27 protein-coding genes and 1 pseudogene are annotated in these 22705 nt (G+C 46.4%); all 28 read left to right on the top strand.

The window, feature by feature from the left end; all coding sequences use genetic code 11:
• Window positions 1-21 precede the first annotated feature (21 nt).
• The 28 genes and pseudogenes from NV379_RS04065 to NV379_RS03940 all read left to right on the top strand — a co-directional run bounded on the left by NV379_RS04065 (window position 22) and on the right by NV379_RS03940 (window position 22609).
• Window positions 22-1482 (top strand): CoA-acylating methylmalonate-semialdehyde dehydrogenase, encoded by a 1461-nt coding sequence (locus NV379_RS04065; RefSeq protein WP_258205981.1) that lies wholly within the window; start codon window positions 22-24, stop codon window positions 1480-1482.
• 196 nt (window positions 1483-1678) lie between these two features.
• Entirely contained in the window at window positions 1679-1978 is a 300-nt protein-coding gene (locus NV379_RS04060) for an EthD family reductase (RefSeq protein ID WP_258205980.1), read from the top strand.
• Window positions 1979-2026: 48 nt separating this feature from the next.
• Window positions 2027-2434 (top strand): PaaI family thioesterase, encoded by a 408-nt coding sequence (locus NV379_RS04055; protein ID WP_258205979.1) that lies wholly within the window; start codon window positions 2027-2029, stop codon window positions 2432-2434.
• A gap of 45 nt (window positions 2435-2479) precedes the next feature.
• Window positions 2480-3265: an enoyl-CoA hydratase-related protein gene (locus NV379_RS04050; RefSeq protein WP_258205978.1), complete on the top strand. Its 786-nt coding sequence runs from the start codon at window positions 2480-2482 to the stop codon at window positions 3263-3265.
• Window positions 3266-3325: 60 nt separating this feature from the next.
• Complete coding sequence (locus NV379_RS04045; protein WP_258205977.1) at window positions 3326-4099, top strand: enoyl-CoA hydratase-related protein; 774 nt, start codon at window positions 3326-3328, stop codon at window positions 4097-4099.
• 13 nt (window positions 4100-4112) lie between these two features.
• A complete protein-coding gene (locus NV379_RS04040) occupies window positions 4113-4889 on the top strand; it encodes an enoyl-CoA hydratase-related protein (RefSeq protein WP_258205976.1) in 777 nt (258 codons plus the stop codon).
• A 16-nt stretch (window positions 4890-4905) separates the two neighbouring features.
• Window positions 4906-5763, top strand: a complete 858-nt coding sequence (locus NV379_RS04035) for a 3-hydroxyacyl-CoA dehydrogenase NAD-binding domain-containing protein (protein WP_258205975.1) — start codon at window positions 4906-4908, stop codon at window positions 5761-5763.
• On the top strand, window positions 5747-6505 hold the full coding sequence (locus tag NV379_RS04030; protein WP_258205974.1) for a 3-hydroxyacyl-CoA dehydrogenase family protein: 759 nt from the start codon (window positions 5747-5749) through the stop codon (window positions 6503-6505). The genes NV379_RS04035 and NV379_RS04030 overlap by 17 nt, the downstream gene beginning before the upstream one ends.
• Entirely contained in the window at window positions 6502-7701 is a 1200-nt protein-coding gene (gene pcaF / locus NV379_RS04025) for a 3-oxoadipyl-CoA thiolase (protein ID WP_258205973.1), read from the top strand. The genes NV379_RS04030 and pcaF overlap by 4 nt, the downstream gene beginning before the upstream one ends.
• A gap of 172 nt (window positions 7702-7873) precedes the next feature.
• Complete coding sequence (locus NV379_RS04020) at window positions 7874-8293, top strand: thioesterase family protein (RefSeq protein WP_258205972.1); 420 nt, start codon at window positions 7874-7876, stop codon at window positions 8291-8293.
• A 125-nt stretch (window positions 8294-8418) separates the two neighbouring features.
• Complete coding sequence (gene pdhA / locus NV379_RS04015) at window positions 8419-9519, top strand: pyruvate dehydrogenase (acetyl-transferring) E1 component subunit alpha (protein WP_258206210.1); 1101 nt, start codon at window positions 8419-8421, stop codon at window positions 9517-9519.
• On the top strand, window positions 9516-10499 hold the full coding sequence (locus tag NV379_RS04010; RefSeq protein ID WP_258205971.1) for an alpha-ketoacid dehydrogenase subunit beta: 984 nt from the start codon (window positions 9516-9518) through the stop codon (window positions 10497-10499). The genes pdhA and NV379_RS04010 overlap by 4 nt, the downstream gene beginning before the upstream one ends.
• A gap of 23 nt (window positions 10500-10522) precedes the next feature.
• Window positions 10523-11812 (top strand): dihydrolipoamide acetyltransferase family protein, encoded by a 1290-nt coding sequence (locus tag NV379_RS04005; protein WP_258205970.1) that lies wholly within the window; start codon window positions 10523-10525, stop codon window positions 11810-11812.
• Entirely contained in the window at window positions 11812-13254 is a 1443-nt protein-coding gene (lpdA, locus tag NV379_RS04000; protein WP_258205969.1) for a dihydrolipoyl dehydrogenase, read from the top strand. The genes NV379_RS04005 and lpdA overlap by 1 nt, the downstream gene beginning before the upstream one ends.
• A gap of 75 nt (window positions 13255-13329) precedes the next feature.
• Window positions 13330-14160, top strand: coding sequence for a phenylacetic acid degradation operon negative regulatory protein PaaX (gene paaX / locus NV379_RS03995; protein WP_258205968.1), 831 nt, complete (start codon window positions 13330-13332; stop codon window positions 14158-14160).
• Window positions 14161-14278: 118 nt separating this feature from the next.
• Complete coding sequence (paaA, locus tag NV379_RS03990) at window positions 14279-15226, top strand: 1,2-phenylacetyl-CoA epoxidase subunit PaaA (RefSeq protein WP_373426069.1); 948 nt, start codon at window positions 14279-14281, stop codon at window positions 15224-15226.
• Between the two features lie 12 nt (window positions 15227-15238).
• On the top strand, window positions 15239-15577 hold the full coding sequence (gene paaB / locus NV379_RS03985; protein ID WP_258205966.1) for a 1,2-phenylacetyl-CoA epoxidase subunit PaaB: 339 nt from the start codon (window positions 15239-15241) through the stop codon (window positions 15575-15577).
• A 2-nt stretch (window positions 15578-15579) separates the two neighbouring features.
• A complete protein-coding gene (gene paaC, locus NV379_RS03980) occupies window positions 15580-16422 on the top strand; it encodes a 1,2-phenylacetyl-CoA epoxidase subunit PaaC (RefSeq protein WP_258205965.1) in 843 nt (280 codons plus the stop codon).
• Window positions 16423-16437: 15 nt separating this feature from the next.
• Window positions 16438-16929, top strand: coding sequence for a 1,2-phenylacetyl-CoA epoxidase subunit PaaD (paaD, locus tag NV379_RS03975; RefSeq protein ID WP_258205964.1), 492 nt, complete (start codon window positions 16438-16440; stop codon window positions 16927-16929).
• A gap of 28 nt (window positions 16930-16957) precedes the next feature.
• On the top strand, window positions 16958-18400 hold the full coding sequence (locus NV379_RS03970) for an NAD-dependent succinate-semialdehyde dehydrogenase (protein ID WP_258205963.1): 1443 nt from the start codon (window positions 16958-16960) through the stop codon (window positions 18398-18400).
• 297 nt (window positions 18401-18697) lie between these two features.
• Entirely contained in the window at window positions 18698-18919 is a 222-nt protein-coding gene (locus NV379_RS26155) for a DUF6199 family natural product biosynthesis protein (RefSeq protein ID WP_373426068.1), read from the top strand.
• Window positions 18920-18943: 24 nt separating this feature from the next.
• Entirely contained in the window at window positions 18944-19636 is a 693-nt protein-coding gene (locus NV379_RS03965) for an SOS response-associated peptidase (RefSeq protein ID WP_258205962.1), read from the top strand.
• Between the two features lie 353 nt (window positions 19637-19989).
• Window positions 19990-20559, top strand: a complete 570-nt coding sequence (locus NV379_RS03960; protein WP_258205961.1) for a nitroreductase family protein — start codon at window positions 19990-19992, stop codon at window positions 20557-20559.
• 99 nt (window positions 20560-20658) lie between these two features.
• Window positions 20659-20814, top strand: coding sequence for a hypothetical protein (locus tag NV379_RS03955; RefSeq protein WP_258205960.1), 156 nt, complete (start codon window positions 20659-20661; stop codon window positions 20812-20814).
• Window positions 20793-20924 (top strand): annotated as a pseudogene (locus NV379_RS26250) (YdeI/OmpD-associated family protein); the annotation flags it as partial. The gene NV379_RS03955 and the pseudogene NV379_RS26250, both read left to right, overlap by 22 nt.
• Window positions 20925-20963: 39 nt before the next feature.
• A complete protein-coding gene (locus NV379_RS03950; RefSeq protein ID WP_258205959.1) occupies window positions 20964-21233 on the top strand; it encodes a YdeI/OmpD-associated family protein in 270 nt (89 codons plus the stop codon).
• Window positions 21234-21316: 83 nt separating this feature from the next.
• Window positions 21317-21613, top strand: a complete 297-nt coding sequence (locus NV379_RS03945; RefSeq protein WP_258205958.1) for a DUF6509 family protein — start codon at window positions 21317-21319, stop codon at window positions 21611-21613.
• Between the two features lie 81 nt (window positions 21614-21694).
• Window positions 21695-22609, top strand: a complete 915-nt coding sequence (locus tag NV379_RS03940; RefSeq protein WP_258205957.1) for a polysaccharide deacetylase family protein — start codon at window positions 21695-21697, stop codon at window positions 22607-22609.
• Window positions 22610-22705: the final 96 nt, after the last annotated feature.

Raw genomic sequence — 22705 nt, 5'->3', positions numbered from 1 at the left:
AAGTCAGGAGGGATTAATCCGATGACAGTTGGGACGAGGGAGAGGCTTAACAATTTTATCGATGGGCAATGGGTTATATCTAATTCAGGTAAGTGTGATCCGGTGTACAACCCGGCGACAGGTGAAGTGATCGCAGAAGTACCGTTATCGACTAAGGATGAGTTGAACTTGGCGGTCGAAGCAGCTGAGAGGGCATTTGTCTCGTGGAGCAAGACACCTGTTCCGAATCGAACACGGATCTTGTATTCATTCATCCATCTGCTCAATCAACATACAGAAGAGCTTGCACACTTAATCGTCATGGAACATGGGAAAAATCTCAAGGATTCGCTAGGTGAAGTGCAGCGTGGGATTGAGACGGTTGAAGCAGCGACTGCAACTCCGGCACTCATGATGGGGCAGACATTACCTGAGATTGCGACGGGTATTGAAGGTTCGGTGTATCGGTATCCGCTTGGGGTTGTTGCAGGGATTACCCCGTTTAATTTTCCCATGATGGTACCGTTATGGCTGTTCCCGATGGCGATTGCTTGCGGCAATACGTTCGTGCTCAAACCTTCGGAACGCACGCCGTTACTTGCTGAACGCTTGGTGCAGCTGATGGTGGAAGCGGGATTGCCGTCGGGTGTACTGAATATGGTGCATGGAGCGCATGATGTGGTGAATGGGATTCTGGAACATCCGACCATCAAAGCGGTATCGTTCGTCGGTTCGCAGCCCGTTGCGGAATATGTATATCGAACAGGTACGGGAAATGGGAAGAGAGTGCAAGCGCTCGCTGGAGCGAAGAATCATGCTATTGTAATGCCGGATTGCAACTTAGAGAAGACCGTTCAGGGGATTATTCTAGCTGCTTTCGCGAGTGCTGGAGAGCGCTGTATGGCAACATCAGTTGTGGCAGTCGTCGATGAAATTGCGGATCGCTTCATTGAACTTCTCGTGTCGGAATCACAGCAATTGAAAGTTGGCAGCGGGCTTGATCCAACCGCATTCGTAGCCCCTCTGATTCGGGATACGCATAGACAGCGTGTCATTCGCTTGATTGAAAGTGGGGTCGTAGAACAAGCAGATTTGCTGCTAGATGGCAGGAATGCGGAGACAGACGATCCGAACGGGTATTATCTTGGAGCAACGATATTCGACCATGTGACGATGGATATGAAAATATGGCAGGAAGAAATTTTTGCACCAGTCCTAAGCATTGTGCGAATTAAAGATTTGGATGAAGGTATTACGCTCACCAATCAATCCAAGTTCGCGAACGGAGCAATCATCTATACCTCCTCTGGTGAACATATGAGGCACTTCCGTGAAAATATTGATGCAGGAATGATCGGCATTAATGTTAACGTACCAGCTCCGATGGCGATGTTTACGTTTGCGGGGCACAAGGATTCTTTTTACGGTGATTTAGGTGTGAACGGGACGGATGGTGTTATGTTCTATACCCGCAAAAAAATGGTTACCTCCCGTTGGTTCTAAGATGTAAGAGATTTGAAGAAATAGCGTCTGTCCTTTCTAGGATATGACGCTTTTTTAATATCACCCCTGTATTGACTGATACTGGAAATCATTTTATACTAAAATTACTTCATACGTTATTTTCACGTTATATTGATATTTTGTTATACGATTTAATGAATATTTATGAATTTTAACTTGAAAAAGGGGTGCAAGAATGGTCAAATTGGTCGCGATTTATAAGATGCCGGAGGATGTTGAAGCATTCGATAATCATTATGAAGAGGTGCACAGCCCGCTTGCAGCGAGTATGCCGGGACTCATTAAGCTTGAAGTAGGTCGTGTGTATGGAACGCCAATGGGTGAAAGTGACTTGCACTTGATCGCAGAGATGTATTTTGACAATCAAGAAGCGTTGACTAATGCCTTATCATCTCCAGAAGGTCGTGCTGCAGGAAAAGATTTGCGTGGATTCGCAGGCAAGCTTGTGAGCATGTACTTTGTTGAGGTTGTCTAATCGCATTATAGTAAGCGCTTTCTTCAGTAGAGAGGTGACACAAGTTTCATGGAGCAGGAACAGAAGAGCATCAATCATTTTAATCGTTATTTAGGTATTGAAATTCAGCATATAGATGAAGAAGGCTGTACAGCCATTCTGAAAATACGCCCTGAGCACTTCAACTCCCTCGGTACTGTGGTACATGGAGGTGTGACGTCTTCACTTGCGGATGTAGCCATGGGACATGGTGCAGCGCCTCCTATTAACGGGGTACAGCAGTGTGTGACCGTGGAATGCAAAATGAATTATCTCGCACCTGCAAATGGTGATATGTTGATTGCGCAGTCCAAAGTGTTAAAAAGAGGTCGAATCATCGTCATGGAAGCGCGTGTAACGACAAGTGACGGGAAGCTCGTTGCGATTGCGTTAGGCACGTATGCACGGGTTAATCCCGAACATTTTCAGAAAAAATAAGAGATCTAACGTTCGATCATTCACAAATTGCAGAGGAGCTATTCGATGTTGAGTGAATCTGTTGGTTTAGAGAAGCAAGGTTATATCGCGATCCTGCGATTAAATCGTCCTGATGATCTGAATGCACTTAATTACGAGACTTTGGTTCAATTGGGCGAAAAGATCGAGGAGCTGCGTCTAGATGTCAAAGAAACGCGCGTTGTGATTCTGACAGCATCGGGCAAGGCTTTCAGCGCAGGGGCAGATTTGAAAGAACGTCGTACGCTAAACGAACAGCAAGTTCGGCGGAATGTGAACAAGATTCGTGAGGTGTGTACGCTTCTCGAACGATTGCCACAACCGACGATAGCTGCGATGAACGGTCATGCGTTTGGCGGGGGGCTTGAGCTTACACTTTCCTGTGATTTTCGTTATGCAGTGCGAGGGGCGAAGCTTGGACTCACTGAAGTTAGTCTAGGCATTATTCCGGGTGCAGGTGGCACGCAGCGTCTTCCGAGGTTGATCGGGATTGCTAAGGCGAAGGAATGGATTCTGACTGCTCGCAGAGTTGATGTGGAAGAAGCACTCGGATGTGGACTGCTGCAAGGTGTAGCGGAGGATCAGGAGCATCTGATGGAGCTGTATCAGCAATTGGCATCAGAAATCTTGGCAAATGCGCCACTGGCGGTGTATCAGGCAAAATATGCGGTAGATCGCGGATATAGTGTGGATATGCAGACAGGGCTGGATTTGGAAGCGAAAGCTTATGAAGTTATCATTCCAACTCAAGACCGTATTGAAGCGTTAGAAGCATTCCGTGAGAAGCGAAAGCCGATATTCCGAGGCGAGTAGCTTGTCTACGATAAGTGAATCAATTGGAAGACGTTCGAACAAAGTAAGCGGGGTGAAGTGATGACGTATACGCATATTTTGGTGACAATCGATCAAGGTGTCGGACTTATCACACTCAATCGACCGAAGGTGCTAAACGCACTGAATACAGAGCTGATTGAGGAACTTGTGAATGCTTTAGAGAAGATGGATCGAGATGAATCCGTTCGGGTCTTCGTCATTACAGGTAATGAGCGGGCATTCGCAGCAGGGGCAGATATTGGGGAGATGGCAAATGAAACGGCGATCCAGATGTTGCTTAAAGATCAGTTCGCTGTATGGGATCGAATTGCTCATGTATCGAAACCGATCATTGCTGCGGTCAGTGGATTCGTCCTCGGCGGTGGATGTGAACTGATGATGAGCTGTGATATGGTCATTGCGTCAGAGTCGACGAAGATCGGTCAACCTGAGATTAAGCTTGGTGTGATGCCTGGTGCTGGAGGAACGCAGCGACTGGCGCATGCCGTTGGGAAAGTCAAAGCGATGGAGATGCTGCTCACAGGTGAGCCGATTACAGCAAGTGAAGCGCTACGTTATGGCTTGATCAATCGCGTAGTGCCAATTGAAGTATATTTGGACGAAGCGTTGAAGCTTGCAAGGCAGATTGCGAGTCAGCCTCCGATTGCCGTACAGATGATCAAGAAAGCTGTTCACAAAGCAGTTGGCCATGGCCTCGATGAAGGGATTGCTTACGAGCGCAATTGTTTCTACTTATTGTTTGCAAGTGAAGACCAGACCGAAGGCATGCAGGCATTCATGAACAAGCGTAAGCCTAATTTTACGGGACGATAGGAGTAGCCGAACCATGTATGAGACGATTTTGTATGAAGTAACAGGTGGAGTAGCTCGAATTACGCTCAATCGCCCAGATAAATTCAATGCTTTTACACAAAAGATGTTGCTAGAAATTACCGAAGCGTTCAAAGCAGCAGGTAAAGATTCGGCTGTGCGCTGTATCGTCCTAACTGGCTCAGGTAAAGCGTTCAATGCAGGTCAAGATTTAACCGAATATGGCGGGCATGATATTGACTTTGGTGGTGTGATTCGCACGAGCTACAATCCAATGGTCATGCAGATGCATCAGACGGAAAAGCCGATCATTGCGGCAGTCAATGGGGTTGCAGCAGGAGCGGGTATGAGCTTAGCACTTGCATGTGATATTCGTCTTGTGTCGGATAAAGCGGTGCTTGCGAATGCATTCGTAAACATTGGTCTTGTGCCAGACTCTGGCGGGTGCTATTACTTACCTCGAATCGTGGGGATTGGGAAAGCACTTGAGCTAGCAATGTCTGGTGAACGTATATCCGCAGATGAGGCACTTCGAATTGGAATGGTTAATCAGGTTATTCCACACGCTGAATTTGACGAAGCGGTCACTGCATATGCCAATAAATTAGCGGCACTTCCAACGAAAGCGATTGGGTTGATCAAGCGTGCTATGTATAAGGGACTTCATATGACACTTGAAGACACGCTCGAATATGAGGCTTACTCCCAAGCCATTGCGGGGCATACGGAAGATTTTAAAGAAGGTACAACAGCCTTTATTGAAAAAAGAGCCCCTGAGTTTAAAGGGAAATAATGAAGGAGGAGCGATTGTGACTCCGCAAATCATTGGCGTTATCGGTGCTGGTACGATGGGAGCAGGGATTGCATTTGTCTGCGCAAGCAAGGGGCATCAGGTCAAGTTAATTGATACGAATATAGATGTCTTGCACACAGCACAATCTTATTTAGAAAAGACACTCGCTAGCCAGTTGGCAAAGGGCAGAATCACAGAGCAGGACAAAGCGGAAACGCTGAGTCGCTTTATTTTTTCACAAGAAATGCCGGTACTTGCCAATTGCGATATCGTCATTGAAGCGGTGTCGGAGCGAATCGAGCTGAAGAAGTCCATTTTCACAACATTAACGGATATTTGCAGGTCAGATGCGCTGCTTTTATCTAATACATCCTCCTTGTCGATTACAGCTATTGCTGGGGGATTAGCTCATCCTGAGCGGATAGCGGGTATGCATTTCTTCAATCCAGCCCCCGTAATGCCGCTTGTAGAAGTAATCCGAGGTAAACAGACAGGAACGGAGCAGGCCGAGCGGGTATATCAACTAGCCGAATCGCTTGGTAAAATAGCCGTTTATGCGAATGACACACCAGGGTTTATTGTGAATCGCATCGCACGTCCCTTCTATAACGAATCTCTTCGGATTCTTGGGGACCATGTGGCGACGGTCGAACAGATTGATGATATTTTGACTCAAGCAGGTGGGTTTAAGATGGGACCATTCGCCCTCCAAGATTTAATTGGGATTGATATAAGCTTTGCAGTAACTGAATCTGTCTACAACAGCTTTTTCCAAGAAGGGCGATTCAAGCCAAGTCGCATCCAACAACGCATGGTGCAAGCTGGCACTTTAGGCCGGAAGAGCGGGGAGGGGTATTATGGCTACAACTCCTAACGTAATCTTGCTTGCAGGGCAAGGACCACTCCATGTTGAACTACAGCAGCTTCTTGAAAGTAAGCATTACGATATCATCACGCCACACACCTACGAACAATCTCCACAAGCGATCTTACTCGCGATTGAAGTCACCAATTCAGATTTATCTTTGAAAAAGACGACTCTCCAGCATCTAGACCACCTCCTTGATCCAGACATTCCAATTCTTACAACATCCATGGCTGTATCGGCAACCGAAGCCGCGTCATGGGTGAAACATGCAGGTCGTATCTGTGGATTCGGTTCGTTTATACCTTTACATGAAAGACAGTTAATTGAGATCGCTCCAGCCTTACAGACCGACTCTTGTTGGGTAGAGCTTGCGGCGAACTTTTTCCACACGATTGGTAAAAATGTCGCTGTCGTGCAGGACGAAGTTGGGCTCGTCTTTCCAAGAGTATTGTCGCTCATTATTAATGAAGCCGTGTTTACAGTGATGGAAGGAACAGCAACCATATCAGATATTGATCTCGCGATGAAGAATGGCACGAATTATCCGTATGGTCCATTAGAATGGGCAGATCGAATCGGTCTAGACGAGGTGCTTGCGGTGATTCAAGGCTTGCATCGTGATTTAGCAGAGGAACGTTATCGCCCAGCCCCACTGCTGCGTAAGATGGTATTAGCAGGGCGCATAGGCAGAGGAAGCGGGCAAGGTTTCTATTCATATGAACCGGTATATAAGGGGGATGAAGCGTGAGAACACCTGTAATCGTAGATGCTGTAAGAACGCCGATCGGTCGGTATGGAGGTGTACTCAGTGATATTCGTCCCGATGATCTTGGAAGTATTGTGATTCGTCAATTGATGGAACGTAACCCGATTGATCCTGCCTTTATCGATGACGTCATGTTCGGTTGTGCGAATCAAGCGGGTGAGGATAATCGAGATGTAGCCCGAATGTCACTCTTGCTTGCAGGACTTCCGGTTTCAGTGCCCGGAGTAACTGTGAATCGCTTATGTGGCTCAGGACTCGAAGCGATTAATCAATGCGCGAATGCGATTGCGGCAGGCAATGGAGATGTGTATATAGCAGGCGGTACGGAGAGTATGACGCGAGCACCGCTTGTCATGCTGAAGTCGGAAGGTGCATTCGGTCGTGGAAATCAGCAACTCGTCGATACGACGATTGGTTGGCGATTCACGAACCCGAAGCTTGCAGATATGTACTATCCATACAGCATGGGAGAGACAGCGGAGAATGTCGCTGAGCAGTATCAGGTAAGCCGGGAAGATCAAGATTCTTTCGCATGGCAGAGTCAGCAAAAGTATGCACAAGCAAAGGCAGAAGGAAAATTTGCTCGTGAGATCGTGCCCGTAGAAATTGTCGGTCGCAAGGGAGATGTGACGCTTGTTCAAGAGGATGAGCACCCAAGGTCTGATACGTCGATGGAACAGCTTGCGAAGCTAAAGCCAGCCTTCCGTCAAGGCGGAAGTGTTACAGCAGGTAATGCTTCTGGTGTGAACGATGGGGCTTCCGCACTACTGATGATGTCAGACGAGATGGCAAGTCATCTTGGACTCATGCCAAAAGCACGGGTTGTAGCATCTGCAGTAGCTGGTGTTGACCCATCGATTATGGGTATGGGTCCTGTACTTGCCACGCGTAAGGCGCTGAATCAAGCGGGACTTCAGATCGATCAGATTGATCTCGTGGAGCTGAACGAAGCATTCGCCGCACAAGCACTTGCATGCATCCGCGAACTCAAGATTGATACAACACGTGTCAATGTGAACGGAGGATCGATTGCACTCGGTCATCCACTAGGATGCAGTGGTGCACGGATCATGACAACGCTGCTCTACGAGATGGAGCGCCGCGAAGCCCGCTACGGTCTAGCGACCATGTGCATCGGCGTCGGTCAGGGGATTGCCACAATAATAGAAAGGTTATGAGTGGAAAAAGCGATCGCTACAGTGAAAAAAAGCACTTCCGGTTGCTGTCTCAATCGTGAATTTTGAATTGGATTTATGGTATTTTCACGATTTCAAAGGCAAACGCTACGCTCCTCCAGTTGCTATTTTTCCCTTCCGCTTCACTTTTCCCACTCATAAATAGGGGACAACAATGAAACAACCACCGGAATCCGGTTTATCCGCATTGCTTACAGTGACTGTCACCGAGGACATGCGGCCTGTTTTTTACGGGCAAGTAATCCATGATGTGATGTCAACTGTATCGATGATGTACTACATGGAGCTAGCAGGTCGTGAAGTGCTACTTCCACTGCTTGAGGACAGTGAAGAAGGAGCAGGACTTGGAATGGATGTGAAGCACTTTGGACCTGCTGTTGTCGGGCAAGAAGTACGCATTCGTGCAACCTGTATTGAATTGACTCCGAAGAGACTCATCTGCGAAGTTATTGCAGAGACAGACGAGAATATCGTCGGCAAGGGCACGTTTATTCAAGCGGTTTTCCAAAAACAAGAGCTGCAAGAACGTATTGATAAGCTAAGGGAGAAACTTAGTCAAAGACAGCAAGTTTGAACAGTCCTTAAGTGTAGTGGATTTCATAGCAGGGACTCTTATGATACAAAAATATGGATCGTTCTCGAGAGGAGGCGTGCGATTTGGTGACCGATGGTAAATTAACCACGACGTCAGTTGAACCGATCACGCATCAGACAAAGGCAACCGAGCACAAAGTACCTGAGTTATTTGAAGTCTTATCTCAAGAAGGCGAGTTATTGCAACAGCTGGACGGGGATTTGAGTGATGAATTGATACTTCGTATGTATGAGCAGATGAACCTCGTTCGCGTGTTCGATCGCAAGTCGGTCCATTTACAGCGACAAGGTCGGATGGGGACCTATGCGCCGTTTGAAGGGCAAGAAGCTTCTCAAGTTGGCAGTGCAATGGCACTCTCACCTAAAGATTGGATGTTCCCAACGTACCGTGATCATGCAGCGACAATAACACATGGTCAGCCTATGCAGCGTGTGTTCCTCTACTGGATGGGGCATATGGATGCAAGTGTTTGTCCCGATGACAAACGAATTTTACCACAGTGCGTTCCGATTGCAACGCAAATGGTGCATGCCGTTGGTGCAGCATGGGGCAGTAAACTCAAAGGTGAGCCGAACGTAAGTATTGCTTACTTTGGAGATGGAGCAAGTTCGGAAGGCGACTTCCATGAGGCACTTAATTTTGCAGGTGTATTTGAGGCGCCAGTTATCTTCTTCTGCCAAAATAATGGGTATGCGATCAGTGTGCCTTTCGATAAACAATCCGCATCTAGAACAATTTCGCAGCGTGCTGCTGCTTATGATGTTCCGGGTATACGTGTGGATGGGAACGATATCCTCGCTGTATGGATGGCGGTCAGACAGGCGATGAAGCACGGACTAGCTGGCAAAGGTCCGACTTTAATTGAAGCGATTACGTTCCGTTATGGTGCGCATACCACAGCCGATGATCCGAAGAAATATCGCGATCAGGAAGCCTTGTCTGAACAGTGGCGCACGCAGCGTGATCCGATTCATCGCCTAAGACTCTTTTTAGATAAGAAGGGGCTCTGGAACGATCTGAAGGAGCAGCAAATGCTGCAAAGGTTAAGTGAGCAGGTCGAAACGGCGCTGCACGATGCAGAGAGTTATCCAAAAACCAAGCCAACCGCCATGTTTGAGCATGTGTATGCAGAAGCACCATGGCAAATTCAGGAGCAAGAGAAGCAGATGCAGTCAATGATCGCACAGGGAGGATTATTGGCATGAGCCGTAAGATTACCATCATACAAGCGATAACAGAAGCAATGGATCAAAAGATGGAGCAAGATCAGCGCGTTATGCTGCTAGGTCAAGATATTGGCGTCAATGGCGGTGTGTTTCGCGCAACAGAGGGTTTAATTGAGAAGTATGGCGCTGAGCGCGTTGTTGATACGCCACTTGCCGAAGCAGGTATTGTGGGGTCATCGATTGGGCTTGCACTAAGTGGTTTTATTCCGGTTGTGGAAATTCAGTTTCTTGCTTTTATCCAACCTGGTCTAGAACAGATTATCTCTCATGCAGCGAGAATGCGATTCCGTACAAGAGGTCAATTCCCAGCAGGGATGGTCATTCGTACGCCTTATGGTGCAGGGATTCGGGGTCCAGAACTTCATTCGGAAAGTATTGAGACGTTCTTCGCACATACTCCTGGACTTAAAGTGGTTGTGCCGAGTAATCCATACGATGCCAAGGGTCTATTAATTGCTGCAATCGAAGATCCAGACCCGGTTATATTCCTAGAGCCAGCGAAGATTTATCGTGCTTTTAAAGAAGATGTGCCTGAAGAGTTGTACCGTGTACCGCTTGGGAAGGCAAAGGTTGTGCAAGAGGGGGAAGACGTCTCCATATTCGCTTGGGGCTCGATGCTGCGAGTTGCTATGAATGCGGCAAAGCAGATGGAAGCGGAGCGAGGATGGCGCTCTGAAGTCATTGATCTTCGCACGTTATACCCACTGGATCGCGACACGATTGTGGATTCTGTGAAAAAGACGGGTCGAGCGCTTATTGTTCATGAAGCTCATAAAACAATGGGAATCGGTGCTGAGATTATCTCTCTCATTAACGATGAAGCCCTAGTCTACTTGAAAGCTCCTGTTAAGCGTATCACAGGCTATGACGTTCCTGTTCCGCAATTCGCGATTGAAGATGATTACCTACCGTCTGAACAACGGGTGAAACAAGGGATTGCAGAAACTATTCTTTTCTAAGTACGGTAAGGAGGATCGCGTTCATGGTGGAGTTTAAGCTGCCCGATGTAGGCGAAGGCATGCATGAAGGGGAGATTTCGAAGTGGCTAGTGAAGGAAGGCGATCAAGTACAGAAAGACCAGCCGATTGTTGAAGTGCAGACGGATAAAGTGAATGCAGAATTGTCCTCACCTGTAACCGGTATTGTGAAAAAGATTCTGTTCGCTGAAGGCGATACGGTTCATGTCGGGCAGACATTGTTCGTCGTAGATGATAACAGTGAGGTTGAAGTTGCGGCAGCCATTGAAGTCGAAGGTATTAGCTGGACAGAAGAGAAGCTTGTGCTTGGTGTGGAAGAAGATCGACAAGTCGTTTCTGTTCATGCGCTTCAGCCTAAGTTAAAGCGTGCGCTAGCAACCCCTTATGTTCGCCAATTAGCAAGGGAGCTCAAGGTTGATATTGAACAGGTAACGTCAACAGGGCCATCAGGGCGGATTACAGAGGAAGATGTACAGCGCTATGCGGCAAGTTTGCACCAGAAGCAGACAGTAGTTGAGGTGGAAGTTAGCCCTATTTTTGCGAAACAAGATCTGAATGAGATTGTGTCAGAAGTGATGAATCATTCGCGAGAAGTGGAACAGCGCCAACCGATCAAGGGCATCCGTAAGAAGATCGCTGAGCACATGGTGAAGTCCGTATCGATCATTCCGCATGTGACCCATGTTGATGAGATTGAGATGGATGGATTACTCGCGATGCGGGGTAAGCTGAAGTCGATTGCTGAGCAGCGTTCAATTAAACTGACATTCTTGCCGTTCTTTATCAAAGCGTTATGTTTCGCGTTAAAAGAGTTCCCACAGCTAAACGCATCCATTGATGATGCTACTAATGAGATGATTCTCAAGCAGTATTATCATATCGGAGTTGCAACAGATACGCAGGATGGCTTGATCGTTCCAGTTGTGAAGCATGCGGATCAGAAGACGATTTTCCAAATCGCAGAGGAAATTAGCGCGTTAGCTGCACAAGCAAGAGATGGCAAGCTGACACTTAATCAGATTACAGGTGGAACGTTCACAGTGAGTAATGTGGGGGCTATTGGCGGCTTGTATGCAACACCGATTATTAACCACCCGGAAGTCGGCATATTGGCTCTGCATAAAGTGGAGAAGCGCCATGTCGTGCGACAAGATGAGAGTGTCATTCGCTCGATGATGTATATGTCCTTATCCTTTGATCATCGGATTATTGATGGTGTGATGGCGGTACGATTCACGAATCGGATCAAGCAACTCTTGGAAAATCCAGAAATGTTAATAGCGGAGATGGTCTAATGGTAGTCGGAGAAATTGCAGTTGAAACCGATGTTGTCGTCATTGGCGGGGGACCTGGCGGTTATGCCGCAGCGATTCGTCTTGGGCAACTTGGTAAATCGGTCATCTTAATTGAAAAAGAATCCTTAGGCGGTGTATGCCTCAATCATGGCTGTATCCCTTCGAAATCGCTGATTCATGCTGCAGAGCAGTTTCATAAGCTTGATCAACTTGACAAAATGGGCATTCATTTGCCTGAGGGTAAGGCGCATTTTGACATGAGTGGATGGCAAGGTTGGAAGGATAATACGATTCAGACTTTGCAAAAAGGAATTGCGCATTTGTGTGAGCGAAATAATGTGACCGTTGTAAAAGGTCATGCGACTTTCTTTTCCAAAGATCGGATTGGGGTAGAGACGAAGGCAGATTTTCAAACATTCAAGTTTCAGCAAGCGATTGTGGCAACAGGATCAAGACCTTTTATCCCAAGGGAAATTGAAATCGATGGGAAATATGTACTCGATTCAAGCGTAGCCTTACAGCTGATGGAGCTACCAAAGCGACTATCGATTATTGGTGGCGGATATATCGGCATGGAGCTTGGAATGGCGTATGCCAAATTAGGCTGTCACGTTACGATCATTGAAATGGCAGAGCGGATATTGCCGCAAGTGTCTGCTCACCTCGTTAAAGAAGTCGAGAAACAGGCGAAGAAGCTGGGAATGGTCATTCATACCTCTACGAAAGTGGAACAATCCGTTGTACAGGACAATCAGGTGACGCTCCACGTGAACGCTATCGGCAGTCAACGTACAGACACTGTGGTGTCGGATAAAGTGCTCGTCACGATTGGACGCACACCGAATACTGAGCATCTTGGACTCGATCAGCTTGGTGTTCATGTGGATGGACGCGGATATGTTCCTGTGAATGCACAGTGCCGCACGAATGTCCCGCATCTATATGCAATAGGCGATATTACACCAGGTGTCGCTCTCGCGCATCGAGCTGCGAAACAAGGGGTCATTGCGGCAGAAGTGATCGGTGGTCGATCCAGCGCGATGGATTCAGCGTTCATCCCTTATGTTATATTCACAGAGCCACAGATTGCAGGGGTAGGACTAACACGAGAAGAAGCGGAGCAGCGAGGCTATCTAATTAAAGTCGGTCAATTCCCTTATCGTGCGAATGGCAGAGCACTTGCGACAGATTGCAGTGCAGGATTTGCTGAGGTGATCGTGGATGCGCAAAGCCATATCTTGCTTGGTATGCATGTGGTAGGTGCAGATGCATCGAATTTGATTAGTGAAGGGATACTCGCGCTTGAACTTGCCGCACGTGTGGAAGATTTGAGCTTGACGATACACCCTCATCCGACACTGAGCGAAGTGTGGTTAGAGGCGGCTGAAGCGGCTTTGGGGCATGCGATTCATGTGGTGAATAAGGAACACTCCATTCTTTAACAACCGAATGTTTGTTGGTATAATGAACGACAACTGTACCAAGTTGCGGAAAATGTCGAATGGAGCTGAATCAAGTTGAAGCCACAATCCTTACTTTTTACTATATATGGAGAATATGTACGTCATCACGGAGGTGAAATCTGGGTCGGCAGTCTAACACGCTTAATGGCGAACTTCGGTATGTCCGAGCAAGCGGTTCGCGTCGCGATCTCTCGAATTGTAAGCCAAGGATGGTTAACAGCGCGAAAAATTGGAAATCGTTCTTATTACTCGATGACAGGTAAGGGCAAGAAGCGTTTAGATGAGGCAGCAGACCGGATTTATAAGCAAGCACCTCGTCCATGGGATGGCAAGTGGCATATGGCAACCTACAGCATTCCAGAGCACAATCGGGCGATGCGAGATCAATTTCGCAAGGAGTTAGCTTGGCTCGGATATGGTATGTTGGCGAATAGCCTTTGGATTAGTCCGAATAATTTAGCCGATCGGGTCAAGGAGATTGCTGAAGCCTACGAAATTGCAGATTGCATTGAGCTGTTTAGCTCCGAGCACATGGGCATGAGTTCTGAGCAGGATTTAGTAGCGAAGTGTTGGAGTCTCGATAAGATCAATGAGGCGTATGCAGGTTTTATTGAAACGTATCGTCCAGCTTATGAGAAGTTGCACGATCAGATTGAGCAGAATCATGAAATCGAGGACAGTGACTGTTTTGTTGTCAAAACACAGCTTGTTCACGAGTATCGGAAATTCTTGTTCATCGATCCAGGCTTACCGAAGGAGCTGCTACCCGAGCTATGGAATGGGCATGAGGCGGATGCATTATTCCGCAGTTATTATGCGTTGCTAGATCCAGGTGCAAAGCGATATTTTCTCCATTTATTTGAAACTGCCCCTGATGCGAATTAGCTATATAAACAACCACATGGAGGTTTTTCGAAAAGCAGACAAAGACCTCTATTTATTTACCATAACACAATGATATTATTACGTTAAATAAACGTTATATAATTGGAGCGTGATGAAAATGAGCGTAATTGAAGCAGATCGGCTGGGGCATTTTCTGGATCGAATCGATAGAGGCGACAAAATCGAGGCTGACGATTGGATGCCAGACGATTATCGGGCGCAGCTCATTAAATTGATATCGATGCATGCCATTAGTGAGATCATGGGTGCTTTACCGGAAAAAGAATGGGTACCTAAAGCCCCGACGCTGCGTCGTAAACTCGCGATTATGGCGAAAGTCCAAGATGAGATGGGTCATGGTCAATTGCTCTTGCGGGTAGTGGAAGACCTGCTTGCTCCGCTTGGCAAAACTCGTGAAGACCTGATGAACGATTTATTTACAGGTAGACTTAAATTTCATAATGTATTCCACATGCCAGCTACGACTTGGGCAGATGCAGGGATTATCGGGTGGCTAGTCGATGGGGCAGCCATTATTACACAGACAATGTCGCTAGAATCCTCCTATGCACCGTATGCTCGCGCGCTAACTCGAATATGTGCCGAAGAGAAGTTCCATGCCCAACATGGAGAAAGTATTGTCCTCACCCTTGCTGAAGGCACACCTGCTCAGTTCCAAATGCTCCAAGACGCCGTCACCCGTTGGTGGACACCACTTCTTATGTTCTTCGGACCTCCTGATAATGGCAAGATCACAAGCAACCAGAAGCTCAACATCCAATACAAAATCCGTACACAGACGAACGAAGAGTTACGCCAAATCTTTTTAACAAAATATGTACCACGAATATTCCATCTTGGACTGACCTTGCCAGACGAGACAATTCACTACGATCCTACTACTAAGATGTGGCAGTACCAGCAACCAGACTGGGATGAGTTCAAGCAAATCGTGAGCGGTCATGGACCTTGTTCCGATCAGCGCTTGCAGCTACGAAAATTATCCTACGAAGATGCCAAGTGGGTGCGCGATGCCCTCATGTCTAAGCAGCATCATGCGGTTTAAGGGGGAGTGAGTGTGGATCAACAGTCTAAGGAATCAAATGGATTCTTCGTCTTTGAAGTGTTTAATCGCAAATCACCTTCTGCTCATTTTACGCATCAATTCAGCTTGCTTGCACCGAATCATGAGATTGCGATGGCCATGGCTCGTGAAAACTTTTTGCGGCGTGAAGCTTGTGACAACATCTGGGTTGTGAAGCGGGAGCATATTCACGAGATGCCCCCAGAAGAGCGTCAATATCTGGAACGCCTCGATAATAAGAGTTATCGAGAGACGAAGGGATATGGTGATCTGCAAACCAAGTGGCGTCTGCACAAAGAACGATACGAGCAAAACCAGTTAAAGGATGGTTGACGATGGATACGAATAACCAGATCAGAAAAATCGAATCGGTGAATGAAGCCACTGGGCAACCGGAATATACAGCAGCTTTGAAAGAACTGTTGTTTCAACTTGCAGATGATGATTTCATTCTTGCCTATCGGGGATCGGAATGGCTTGGGCTTGCACCGCATATAGAAGAAGATGTCGCATTCTCATCCATGTCGCAGGATATGATGGGGCATGCGGTGATGTTGTACACCTTATTGGAAGAGCTTGGAGCAGGGAGCAGTGATGATTTGGCACAGCTTCGTTCACCCGAACAATTCCGTAACTGCATATTGGCAGAGCGAGTGAACGGCACTGGGGGATATATGGAGCAGCCGCACTATGACTGGATGTATGCGATTGTGCGCTTCTATATGTATGGCATGTACAAACAGATTCGTCTAGATGCCTTGCTGGATTCGTCATTTACCCCTCTTGCCCATCTCGCTCGCAAAATGATCACCGAGCATCGCTATCATATGATGCATTGGCAAACTTGGATGAAACAGCTGGCTACGAGTAATGAGGAAGCAACTGCACGGATGACTCAGGCAGTTCAGAGCGTGTGGGAGGACTTGGATGGCTTGTTAAGCCTAGGTGCACATGGTGATGCGTTTAATAAGCACGGCTTGATCGAGGCGGAAGAAGTGATGCGGGAGCGGTTCAATGAAAAAACACAAGCTGCATTTGCTGCTTTTCACATCGCATGGTTAGGTGATCCGCAAGTTTCACAAGTGAATGGACGATTGGGTCAGCATACAGAAGAATTGGCTAGTGCGCTCACTAACATCTCGGCTGTCTACAAGTTGGACCCTACAGCGAATTGGTAGAGGAGTGCAGCGATCATGGAAGCAAGCCCAAATGTAGAGCGTGAGCAATTGTTATGGAAGCTTTTAAATGAAGTGAAAGATCCAGAAATTCCACCAGTGAGTATGGTAGAGATGGGCATGATTTACGCCGTACAAGAGCAGGATGGTGTTATTACAGTCGAAGTGTTGCCTACGTTTCTAGGCTGTCCAGCGCTGGAAATTATGCGCCTGGCGATTGTTGAGAAGCTTTCTAGTATAGAGCATGTATTCGAAGTTCAGGTGCAATTCAGGTATGACCCTGCATGGTCATCGAATCGAATCAGCGATCCAGCAAGGGAGAAGTTGAAGCAATTCGGCATTGCCCCGCCTCCACGAAATCACAATCCAGAAGATCCATGGGAAATCGAATGTCCTTACTGCAATTCCCCTTATACCACCTTAGATAACTTATTCGGTCCGGCAGCCTGTCGCAGCATTCTTTATTGTAAATCGTGCAAGAATCCATTTGAAGCGTTGAAACCGGTATAACGAATTTGAATCTTGGAGGTATTCGATGATGGAAGCGACAAAATCAATTTTTATTCAAGGTGAGTGGTTAGAGTCAGAAAGCGAAGAGACACTTACGGTTGTGAATCCTGCTACGGGCGATCAAGCAGGTATTGTAGGATTCGGGGATGGTCGGGATGCAGATAAGGCGATAGATGCAGCGCATGCTGCTTTCGCTAGCTGGTCGCAATTAACGGCAAGAGAGCGTTCGAAGTATTTATACAATTTATATGAACTCGTTCGCAATCATCGCGATGAATTGGCTGAGTTAATCTCTTTAGAAATGGGTAAACCGCTGCGTGAAGCGAAAGGTGAGGTTCTCGGTGCTGCTGATAACTTCATGTGGTATGCAGAAGAAGCGAAGCGGGTATATGGAGACACCGTGCCTTCCTCTGTCTCGAACAAACGAATCATGGTGCTTCGTCAGCCAGTTGGTGTTGTCGCAGCGATTACACCTTGGAACTTCCCTGTGAATATGGCAGCACGCAAGCTTGCTCCTGCGCTTGCGGCAGGTTGTACGGTGGTATGGAAACCAGCAGAAGGTACGCCACTTAGCGCGATTCGATTGTTCCAATTGTTCGAACAGGCAGGATTCCCTAAAGGCGTCGTGAATATGGTCGTAGGGAAGCCAGAGTCAATCGGTCAAGCGTTCATTGATAATCCGAAAGTACGCAAAATTGCGTTCACAGGTTCAACGCGTGTTGGTAAATTACTGATGGAAGGTGCAGCCAAGCAAGTGAAGCGCGTTAGCATGGAGCTTGGTGGCCATGCGCCGTTCATCGTATTTGATGATGCAAATTTGGATGCGGCAGTGGAAGGCTTATTCGAGAGCAAGTTCCGTAACTGCGGTCAGATGTGTATTAGTGCGAACCGTCTGTATGTGCATGAAGCGGTTGTAGAATCTTTTACAGAAAAGCTAGTTGAACGATTGAAGAAAGCAAAAGTTGGCGATGGCAGGAAGAAAGATACGGAGATTGGACCACTCGTGAATGAACGTGGACTGAATAAAGTGCTCGATCATATCCGTGATGCGATGTCGCAAGGCGCGCGCGTTGCTCATGGTGGGAGCCGATTGACAGATGGGGATTATGGCAATGGTTTCTTCATCGAACCAACGGTGCTTGTAGAGGCGAATGAAGAGATGAAGATCGTGTACGAAGAAACCTTCGGCCCTGTCATTCCAGTCATTGCTTTCAAGGATGAAGCTTCGGTTGTTACGATGGCGAATAACTCGAATTATGGTCTGGCTGCCTATGCGTATTCAGAGAATGTGAGTCGTTGCTTCCGCATGGCAGAGCAATTGGAGTACGGTATTGTTGGGATAAATGATGGTTCACCTACACAAACCCAAGCGCCATTCGGCGGTATGAAGGAAAGCGGTATCGGTCGGGAAGGCGGCGTCTATGGGATGGACGGTTTCTTAGAGACGAAGTTTGTGTCGATTACGGTGTAGAGTGTGTTCAAAAAGTCGGGTCACTACAGAGAAAAAAGCACTTCCGGTCGCTGTCTCAATCGTGAATCTGAATTGATTTAATGGTATTTTCACGATTTCAAAGGCGAACACTCCGTTCCTCCAGTGCATTTTTCTCTTTCGTTTAACTTTTTGAACACACTCATGTGTTTCAGTATAAGAAGGACAGCTTCTCTAATCGAGGGGCTGTCCGGTTTTATTTTATAAGGAGAAATTTATTTCTGAATTGAAAAAAGAGGCTTCTCAGCAACAGGATGGAATTGGTATGATTTGACTATAATGATCGTGATGGGGAACGGTGTGGTAGCGATGATTTTGTTCGGGATTATTTTTACGATTGTTGGAGGATGCATGCTCCTATTTCCGGCAGTCGTATGGTTAATAACAGAGAGCTGGAAATCAAATGACGCTACAGAACCTTCCGATCTGTATAAATTCTCGACTCGGTTTGGGGGAGTTTGCTTTTTCCTTATCGGGTTATTTATATTATTTAAGGGTTAGCGTGTTGTGAAAGGAAGGATATCCATGTGCGGACGTTACACCATAACCGTAACGGAAGAGGAATTAATGCTGCGCTTCTCCATTTATGGAGATAGGCGTATACAGTACGAACCCAGGTACAATATTGCACCTGGGCAACTGTTACCAGCGATCATTAACGATGGACAACATAATCGTCTAGGACCTCTGAAGTGGGGATTGGTTCCGAATTGGGCGAAGGATGAGAAAGTTGGATTTCAAATGATCAATGCGAGAGCGGAAACGTTATTGGACAAGCCTGCCTTTCGCGTACCTTTGTTACGTAAACGATGCATGATTCCTGCTGATGGATTCTATGACTGGCAGCAATTAGGTCGTGGGAAAGAGAAGCAGCCGATGCGGATTGTAATGAAGAGTAGAAGTTTGTTTGCGATGGCTGGATTGTATGATATGTGGGTAGCTGAAGATGGACGAAAAGTGAGTTCGTGTACGATTATTACGACGTCGTCAAACCCTGTTGTTGCACCGATTCATGATCGTATGCCCGTCATTCTACAACCCGAACATGAACAGTTATGGCTAGATCGCGACATGCATGATGTGGCGGCATTACAGAAAGTGTTAGTACCATTTCCTGCTGCTGACATGCAAGCCTATCCGGTTTCCCCGCAAGTTGGGAAGGTCGCAAATGATAATCCTTCGCTCATCGAACCGTGTGGAATGGACACCTTATTTTGACATTTATATCAAAAAGGTCGCTATCACTTAGAAGCAAGCAACCTGAACAAGGAAGTTACAATTCAAGGAAGCTTTTGACGATTAAGAACGGCAAAGCCCCGATCGAAATAAAAGCAAAACTAACGCCTTTACAGAAGGAAACGAAGTTTCTGTTCATTGCCATCCCTCCAAACTAAGTGTTTTGATCTATTTCCATTATAAGTAAATTATTTAGTGGAAACATGAAAGTAAGCTTAAAAAAGGATGACAATGTAATTGAGAATAAAAATCATTTACAGATTCGAATAGCCTCATTTATAATAAGCATGGTTGTATTGTTCGAATAATAAGAATGATTTGGGGATGAAGAGACAATGAATATAAAAGAAGCGATTCAAAATAGACGTAGTATCGGAAAAGTAAAACCGGATGCAGTAGATACGAAACTAATCGAAGAGTTGTTAGAAGCAGCAACTTGGGCGCCGAACCATAAGAAGACCGAGCCTTGGCGCTTTTTCGTTATGACAGGTGAAGGCCGTAATGTTCTTGGACAAGCGTATGCAGACATTGCCTATGAAGGTCAAGATGATGAGCTAGTTGGTGAGCAATTGGATCAGTTCCGCGCTAAACATGCACAAAAAGCGTTCCGTTCCCCAGTTGTAATTGCGATTGCTGCAACACCAACTGCGAATGCAGCTTGGATTGAAGAGATGGCGGCAGCGCATGCTGCTGTGCAGAACATGTTGTTAACAGCTCACTCCCTGGGACTTGGTGCAGTATGGCGTACAGGTGATCCTACTTATCACGATAAAATGTCCGCTGCTTTCGGTCTTAACGAAGGTGAACAGTTCGTTGGCTTTGTCTACGTTGGATACCCAGACATGGATCAGCCGCTAGCGAAACGCGTTTCTTTTGCAGATAAGACAGTGTGGTTAGACGCTTAATAGAAAAGCATCTATGATAAGAATGACACAGGCATTGGTCCCAGCGGACGAGTGCCTTTTCTTTTTTTTGTTTAAGCTGATCATTTAGGAGGTGTAAGGTTGAGTGAAGTGCTTTATTTCGAAACTCCCTCTGATTTTCAAAAATGGCTATCAGCCAACCATAAGGAAAAACTGGAGCAATGGGTTGGTAGCAATGGGTTGGCTTTTACAAAACGAATTCAGGTAAACAAAGCATCACGTGGCCGGAATCGGTAGATGAGGCGCTCTGTGTAGGCTGGATTGACGGGCTGCGCAAAGGGATTGACGAGCAAAGTTATAAGATTAGATTCACACCTCGTAAGCCGGGTAGTATCTGGAGTTCGGTTAATATTGGGCGTGTCGAAGATTTAACTAGTCAGGGCCGGATGCAAGCTGAAGGACTGCAGGCTTATGCAAAGCGTTCGGAGAAAAAGTCGGGTGTCTATTCGTTTGAACAACGTGATGAAATAAAGTTCGATGAAGCTTCGGAACAACAATTCCAATCCAATCAAATCGCTTGGGATTTTTTCAATAAACAACCGGAATCTTACCGAAAAAAATTGATTTGGTGGATCATCAGCGCGAAGAAGGAAGAGACGAAGCTGAATCGACTCTCTCAATTAATTGCTCATAGCGCAGATGGTAAAAGGATGTAGAAGGTAAAATGCAATAGCTAGGAATCTTTCCTTCTCTACAAATTGATGTATAATGAAGGCAGCAATGAGAAGGAGTGACGAGTATGCTGACGATTACAGGCTACAGTGTTGAATTAATTAAAGATCCATTTGGCATCTTAACGGGAGAGCGATATGAGTTTATCGTCGATATCGAAGTCCCTGAGGATGACGAATTGTATTCAGATAAAGGCATTTATGTAAGAGCAGTTTATCGCGTTGAAGACGCGAAGATGGACATGCTTAAGCATGAAATTATTGAGCGCGGATCGCTGAATGTGCTTGATTTTGAATTGGAAGATGAAGAGGCAGCGGTGCTAGATGAATTCTGCAAAGAGAAATTAGTACAAGCGGTTGAATAAATAGAAGTAAACGAAGGATAAGTAGATCTGGAAGTATGTCGGATTACTTATCCTTTTTCTTTGTGAGAGGTGGTAGATGATATGGAAAAAAGAAGGTTCGTCGTCTTATTCAGCATAGCACTGGGTATGAGTTTACTTGCGGGCTGTGCTGGAAACAGCTCTAATTCATTAACGGTTGCAACACAAACCCAATCACCATCCGCATCGGCTGTAAACACTGCAACACCTCAATCATTGCCATCTGCCCTACCTTCTCCTACACCATTACCGAATGTGAACAATTCGTTCGACAGACAGAAGCTGATGGATCAATTCGCGCATCAGACCCCAACGCAGTGGGGAGAAAGAGTTTCAGGCGTCCGTACACGTTTGCAAACGACAGATAAAGTGATCGCCCTAACATTTGATGCATGCGGAGGCGGGCAAGCGGGTAATGGCTATGACAAAGAACTGATCGATTATTTGATACAAGAGCAAATTCCAGCAACGTTGTTTATAAATGCACGGTGGATTGATACGAATGCGGATCTTTTTCAGCAATTAGCTTCTAATTCCTTGTTTGAATTGGAAAATCACGGACATGAGCATCGTCCACTATCGGTTACAGGAAGGTCTATTTATAACATCGTGGGTACGAAAAGTGTTAGCGAAGTCATTGATGAGGTCAAGATGAATGCGGATAAAATCGAATCATTGACCGGTCGTAGACCACTTTTCTTCCGCTCAGGTACGGCCTACTATGATGAAATTGCTGTAAAAGTTGTGCAGGCACTTGGGATGCAAGCCGTGAATTTCAATGTACTTGGCGATGCAGGAGCTACATATAACACCGATCAGATTGATCAGGCATTAACCAAGTCTAAGCCCGGTTCAATCGTACTCATGCACATGAATCATCCTGAGAAAAGTACAGCAGAAGGTGTCATGAAGGCTGTACCGAAGCTGAAACTAGCGGGTTTCTCTTTCGTGAAGTTGTCTGCTTATCGACTAGAGTAAGGATAACGATAACCGTCCAATTATTCGTAACCATCGATACGTCGATGAAGGATATTTTGGCGCGGTAGAAGCAGTTGGAGTGGTAGCTTTTGTTCG

This window comes from Paenibacillus radicibacter, assembly GCF_024721995.1.
GTDB lineage: Bacteria > Bacillota > Bacilli > Paenibacillales > NBRC-103111 > Paenibacillus_AM > Paenibacillus_AM radicibacter.
This window is presented reverse-complemented; position numbering and strand designations above follow the sequence as displayed.

Bases quoted from the DNA above. Each gene is read 5' to 3' on its own strand.
- NV379_RS04065 (WP_258205981.1), top strand. From the start codon at position 22: ATGACAGTTGGGACGAGGGAGAGGCTTAACAATTTTATCGATGGGCAA.
- NV379_RS04060 (WP_258205980.1), top strand. From the start codon at position 1,679: ATGGTCAAATTGGTCGCGATTTATAAGATGCCGGAGGATGTTGAAGCA.
- NV379_RS04055 (WP_258205979.1), top strand. From the start codon at position 2,027: ATGGAGCAGGAACAGAAGAGCATCAATCATTTTAATCGTTATTTAGGT.
- NV379_RS04050 (WP_258205978.1), top strand. From the start codon at position 2,480: ATGTTGAGTGAATCTGTTGGTTTAGAGAAGCAAGGTTATATCGCGATC.
- NV379_RS04045 (WP_258205977.1), top strand. From the start codon at position 3,326: ATGACGTATACGCATATTTTGGTGACAATCGATCAAGGTGTCGGACTT.
- NV379_RS04040 (WP_258205976.1), top strand. From the start codon at position 4,113: ATGTATGAGACGATTTTGTATGAAGTAACAGGTGGAGTAGCTCGAATT.
- NV379_RS04030 (WP_258205974.1), top strand. From the start codon at position 5,747: ATGGCTACAACTCCTAACGTAATCTTGCTTGCAGGGCAAGGACCACTC.
- NV379_RS04020 (WP_258205972.1), top strand. From the start codon at position 7,874: ATGAAACAACCACCGGAATCCGGTTTATCCGCATTGCTTACAGTGACT.
- NV379_RS04010 (WP_258205971.1), top strand. From the start codon at position 9,516: ATGAGCCGTAAGATTACCATCATACAAGCGATAACAGAAGCAATGGAT.
- NV379_RS04005 (WP_258205970.1), top strand. From the start codon at position 10,523: ATGGTGGAGTTTAAGCTGCCCGATGTAGGCGAAGGCATGCATGAAGGG.
- lpdA (WP_258205969.1), top strand. From the start codon at position 11,812: ATGGTAGTCGGAGAAATTGCAGTTGAAACCGATGTTGTCGTCATTGGC.
- paaA (WP_373426069.1), top strand. From the start codon at position 14,279: ATGAGCGTAATTGAAGCAGATCGGCTGGGGCATTTTCTGGATCGAATC.
- paaC (WP_258205965.1), top strand. From the start codon at position 15,580: ATGGATACGAATAACCAGATCAGAAAAATCGAATCGGTGAATGAAGCC.
- paaD (WP_258205964.1), top strand. From the start codon at position 16,438: ATGGAAGCAAGCCCAAATGTAGAGCGTGAGCAATTGTTATGGAAGCTT.
- NV379_RS03970 (WP_258205963.1), top strand. From the start codon at position 16,958: ATGGAAGCGACAAAATCAATTTTTATTCAAGGTGAGTGGTTAGAGTCA.
- NV379_RS26155 (WP_373426068.1), top strand. From the start codon at position 18,698: ATGATCGTGATGGGGAACGGTGTGGTAGCGATGATTTTGTTCGGGATT.
- NV379_RS03965 (WP_258205962.1), top strand. From the start codon at position 18,944: ATGTGCGGACGTTACACCATAACCGTAACGGAAGAGGAATTAATGCTG.
- NV379_RS03960 (WP_258205961.1), top strand. From the start codon at position 19,990: ATGAATATAAAAGAAGCGATTCAAAATAGACGTAGTATCGGAAAAGTA.
- NV379_RS03950 (WP_258205959.1), top strand. From the start codon at position 20,964: ATGCAAGCTGAAGGACTGCAGGCTTATGCAAAGCGTTCGGAGAAAAAG.
- NV379_RS03945 (WP_258205958.1), top strand. From the start codon at position 21,317: ATGCTGACGATTACAGGCTACAGTGTTGAATTAATTAAAGATCCATTT.
- NV379_RS03940 (WP_258205957.1), top strand. From the start codon at position 21,695: ATGGAAAAAAGAAGGTTCGTCGTCTTATTCAGCATAGCACTGGGTATG.